General features: G+C 38.5%; 5 protein-coding genes. All 5 read left to right on the top strand.

The genetic code is table 11. The annotated features are described in order from the left end of the window. The first annotated feature begins 89 nt into the window (after positions 1 to 89). The 5 genes from HW45_RS04665 to HW45_RS30165 are packed head-to-tail and all read left to right on the top strand — an operon-like array spanning position 90 to position 4,612. Positions 90 to 995 (top strand): NUMOD3 domain-containing DNA-binding protein, encoded by a 906-nt coding sequence (locus tag HW45_RS04665; protein WP_038225270.1) that lies wholly within the window; start codon positions 90 to 92, stop codon positions 993 to 995. Between the two features lie 44 nt (positions 996 to 1,039). Further along, complete coding sequence (locus tag HW45_RS04660; RefSeq protein ID WP_038225268.1) at positions 1,040 to 1,432, top strand: P27 family phage terminase small subunit; 393 nt, start codon at positions 1,040 to 1,042, stop codon at positions 1,430 to 1,432. A 1-nt stretch (position 1,433) separates the two neighbouring features. Then, positions 1,434 to 3,236: a terminase large subunit gene (locus HW45_RS04655; RefSeq protein WP_038225266.1), complete on the top strand. Its 1,803-nt coding sequence runs from the start codon at positions 1,434 to 1,436 to the stop codon at positions 3,234 to 3,236. 13 nt (positions 3,237 to 3,249) lie between these two features. Next, positions 3,250 to 4,512, top strand: coding sequence for a phage portal protein (locus tag HW45_RS04650; RefSeq protein ID WP_038225264.1), 1,263 nt, complete (start codon positions 3,250 to 3,252; stop codon positions 4,510 to 4,512). Continuing rightward, a complete protein-coding gene (locus HW45_RS30165; protein ID WP_268745539.1) occupies positions 4,484 to 4,612 on the top strand; it encodes a hypothetical protein in 129 nt (42 codons plus the stop codon). Before HW45_RS04650 ends, HW45_RS30165 begins: the two co-directional genes overlap by 29 nt. The last annotated feature ends 15 nt before the right edge of the window (positions 4,613 to 4,627 follow it).

Below are 4,627 nucleotides of genomic sequence, written 5' to 3'. Positions count from 1 at the left end.
TGATTAGGGATACCTTTCTTGTCCACTGGTATTGGGGCACTAACTTCGGTTGGTATCCCTAATCGTTATTAATTTCATAAGGACAAGTTATGAACATTCAGCAAATCAAACAAGAGATATTATCTCGCTTTCCAAATGCAGAAGAAACTTATTTAGATAAGTATCTTGAAATCTGCTCCAAAGACGACACTACTGATTACGTAGAAGCGCATCACATACTTCCAAAGTCTAAATCTCTTTGGCCTGAATACATTTCATTTAAAAGTAACCCTTGGAATAAGGTTAAACTTTCGTATGTAAACCACTGTTTAGCTCACTTGTATATTGCTAAGAGCATAAATCACTTTGCTGCATGGACACCCGTACAAAGAATGATTTATGGAACCAACGAGAACAGTATGAAATACAGAAACATTACAGAGGAAGATGTAATGGTAATCGCTAAATGCGCAGAAGAGTACAAGACGCATTATCGTGGCGATATTCACCATAACACCGGCCTTAAACGCAATGTTGGTGACGAGGCAAGACGAAAAATATCTTTAGCGCTAAAAGGCAAGAAAAAGCCCGAGAGAACTGAAGGGCACAAGCAAAATCTTACATCTTCCATTAGAAAGCGATATGAAACATATGTGGTTAGCCAAGAAACCAGAGAAAAGCTTTCGTCTTCAATTAAAAAATACTACTCAGAGAACAAGCGTATTTTATCATCTGCCCATAAAAAGGCAATTTCCGATGGAATGAAAGGTGAAAATCATATGTATTTTGGAAAGACCTTTTCCAACGAACACAAATCTAAGATTAGCGAATCCAACAAAATTACTAAGAGAAATAATCAACCACACTGGAAGTTCTATGACGAGTTGTTTGAAAAATACGTTCAGTGGCAACCAATAACTCACAGCACATTTAGAACTAAGGTTGTTAAACTTGGTTATCCAGACAAGTTCTATGGAAATATGATTAAATCATTCGAAACCGAAAAATTGGCTTAATCCTCCCCCAATAAATACCTCAGTAATTTCACTGAGGTATTTTTATGTCCAAAACCCACATTAAACTAAACGCTGTGGAGCGCATTACTTTTCTTTCAATAAAAGAAATGCTTGAAAAAGAAAGAGAATTGAAACCTTCTGACATGGATTCTATCGCTCTATTAGCAATTAACGTGAACATTCTAGAACAAGCCACGGCAACAATTGACGCAGAAGGCGTAATGGTTGTTAGCCACACGAATTACGGCCAAACCGTGAAGGCGAGCCCAGCAATTGCACTACTACACCAAACACAACAAGCAATACGAGCATTAATGGACTCTCTGTTAATGTCACCAAAATCGAAACACCAAGTAGATAAAGTTGAACAGATTAAACCTGAAGAAGACGACCCATTAACTGCTGCTCTAAAAGCTCGTGCAAACAAACGAGGTTAATATGAGTTATAAGTGGAAATATTGGGAGATACCTGCCGATATCTCCTTCTTAAACTTTAGAGTTAATGAACCTGATTTAAAAGACGCATATGGAAGTTCAATCCTTGGCGATTACTTTCAGGGTTGGCAATCCCTTTACCAATACTGTTATGACGTTCTATCTGGAAAAAGAACTGCTGGTTTAGCTGAAATTGCAGCTTGCGAACGTTTCGTTTATGACCTTAATCGTGAAGACCTTTACTTCGATAAAGAAGAAGTAGATTTTGCAATGTTATGCTCGAACGAGCTGAAACATCCGAAGGGTCCCATTGCTGGTACACCATTCCGTCTAATGGGATGGATGCAATTCATTATCGGTCAAATCTACGGATGGTTCTATTCTTCTAAGGCACGTGAAACATTACGTGGTGACCGTCGTTATCAGAAATCATTTATTGCTGTAGCACGTGGTAATTCAAAGACTGTACTTGGTGCAGCTGCAATCGTTATTCAAATGTTAACCACCCAGAATGGTTCTCCGATTGCTACCACTTCAGCAACAGTTCAACGTCAATCTCGTATTGCGTATGAAGACGTGGCAAAAATGCTTAAATCTGCATCACCTTCTATTCGTAAACGATTTAACGTTCTTCAGAATGAAATCCGTAGCGTATCCAACTCTGGAAAAATTATAGCTACGTCTTCTGAATCTGAAACACTTGATGGTCTTCGTATTACATTCGCTCTATGTGACGAAATACATGCGCATAAGAACTCTAAAATTGTAGACGTTCTTTCAACAGGTCTTCAATCGTCAAAAGACCCGCATTTAATGTGCATTACTACAGCTGGTGTTGATACACAATCGTATGGTCGAGAGTACATGGATTACGCCGAAGAAGTATCTCGTAATGTTATGGAAAATGACCGTTTGCTGGCTGTTATCTATCAATCTGATAAAGACGACGATTGGGCTGACGAGTCTATATGGGAAAAGGCTAATCCTGCACTAGGTCATGCTGTTTCTCTAGAAAGTTTACGTGCTGCATATGTAGAGGCAACTAGAAATGCCCAAGCTGCTGCAAACTTTAAGACCAAACACCTAAATATATGGGTAGATTTCTCTGAAGACAGTTTCATTGAAGCTACAGAGCTGTATGAGTGCCGCGAAAGTGGCATAAATATTTCAGATTACAAAAATCGCGAATGCTACTTGGGTCTTGATTTAGCGTCTGTTAGTGACCTTTCTTCATTAGTTTATATTTTCCCAGAGAACGACGGTGGAATAACTGTATTCCAGAAATCATATTTACCTGAAGGCGCAGTTATCGAAGCGAAACCAAGCGTCCAAGATAGATATTACAATGCGTCAAAGAATGGTGAACTTATTTTAACACCAACTGAAGTAACTGATTTTACGTACATTAAAAATGACATAGAGAATGCGTACAAAGATTTCGATATTCAATCGTTATCTCTTGACGCTGCTGCTGGTGGTTTGAGATTTGCGGAAGAACTTACCGAAGAATATGGGTATGAACCAATTGCTGTTAAACAGGGATTTGGTTTATCTGAAAGTGCTGTATTACTTCAATCACTAGTTAAATCCAAGAAGTTTAAATACGACTCTAATTTACTTGAGTGGTGCTTCATAAATGCGGTTTCTCAAGAGGGTCAATACGGCGATATTAAAGTTATTCGCCCTAAAAATGACCTTACAAAGAAAATCGATATCTGTGTAGCTGCATTAATTGGATTGAGTAACACAATTCTTCAAGAAAATAAAATGTCTGTATACGAACACCAAGACATTCGCTTCCTATAACAAAAGGTCTTATATGTTTCTAAACACTAAATCTGTCGATACATTCGGCGGTTTGGGTGATATCGCACTACGTAATTTTATGAGTGGCTCTGGTATGCCTGTTAATTATGACACTGCATTACAAGACGCCACCGTAAAAAGCTGTATTCGAGTCATTGCTCAAACTATTTCTACCCTTCCTCTTAAACTTTATAAGAAACAGGAAGGCGTCGCTGGTAAAGAATGGGTCGTTGACGATAGTTCATTAATGGCACACACATTAACTGTACGTCCAAACGTTCGTCAAACATCTGTTGAGTTTGTAGAACAAATGATTACTCAGTTAATGCTGTTCAGTGAATATTACGCAATTATCAAACGCTCACCAAATGGAAAAGTAATTGGCATTGTTCCTTTTAACTCTCCAAAGCAAGTTGCACCAAGAGAATCTGGCGATAATATCATTTTTGATTGTATCACTAATGACCATAAATCAGTTCAGTTTAAAAATGACGAACTACTTCATATTCGTGATTTATCGATTAATACATATGGCGCACTAGATAAAATCAATTTAGCTAAAAGTTCTATCGGTCTTTCGTTAGCAGCTACTAATAATGCAGAGCAATACTACAAACGTGGTCCTCGTGCAGGTGCATTTATTCAAGCTGACGGTAAATTGTCAGACGATACATTTGCTCGTTTAAGTAAGCAGTTTAATGAAGCGTATGCTGGTGCAGAGAATGCACATAAGATTGCTATTCTAGAAAATGGCATGAAGTACGTTCAAAACCCATACAACTTGAAAGACGCTCAAGTGCTTGAATCTCGTAATGCTGCTATTCGTGAAATTGCGTCATTATTTGGTGTCCCAGTATCTCTACTTGGTATCTCAGATCCAAATCTAAAAGACGTAGAGAGTATTAATCAGTTCTTCTACAAATCTTGTCTGCAATCGATTTTAACCAAAATTGAAACCCGTTTTCGTTTAATGCTGCCTCGTGGATATGCACTGAAGTTTGACGTTTCAGAATACTTGCGCGGCGATGTCCGTACGATGGCTGACGTCACGGAACGCCTATTAACTCGCGGCATTATTTCAATTAACGAAGCTCGTGTCCGTATGGGTATGCAAGCAATTATGGATAAAGAACTGTTCGCCATTGAAACAAACAACTTGACGTTTGCTGAATGGAAAGACCTAGAAAAAGTTCAAGCTGCTAGACAACCCTCGAAACAACCCCTAAATAATAACAACGAGGCTGACAATGAAGAACAATCTCAATCTACAAATTAAATCCTTCAGTGAAGTTGAAGGTGAACATGGTGTATTCGAAGCATATGCAAACGTTAAATGGCACGTCGATAAAGTAAGAGACGTAGCTGTTGATGGGTAACTATTCACCCGCGAG

It is taken from the genome of Vibrio sp. ER1A (assembly GCF_000733315.1).
Lineage (GTDB): Bacteria > Pseudomonadota > Gammaproteobacteria > Enterobacterales > Vibrionaceae > Vibrio > Vibrio mediterranei.
The sequence above is the reverse complement of the archived record's forward strand: the minus strand, read 5'-3'. Positions and strand labels throughout refer to the sequence as shown.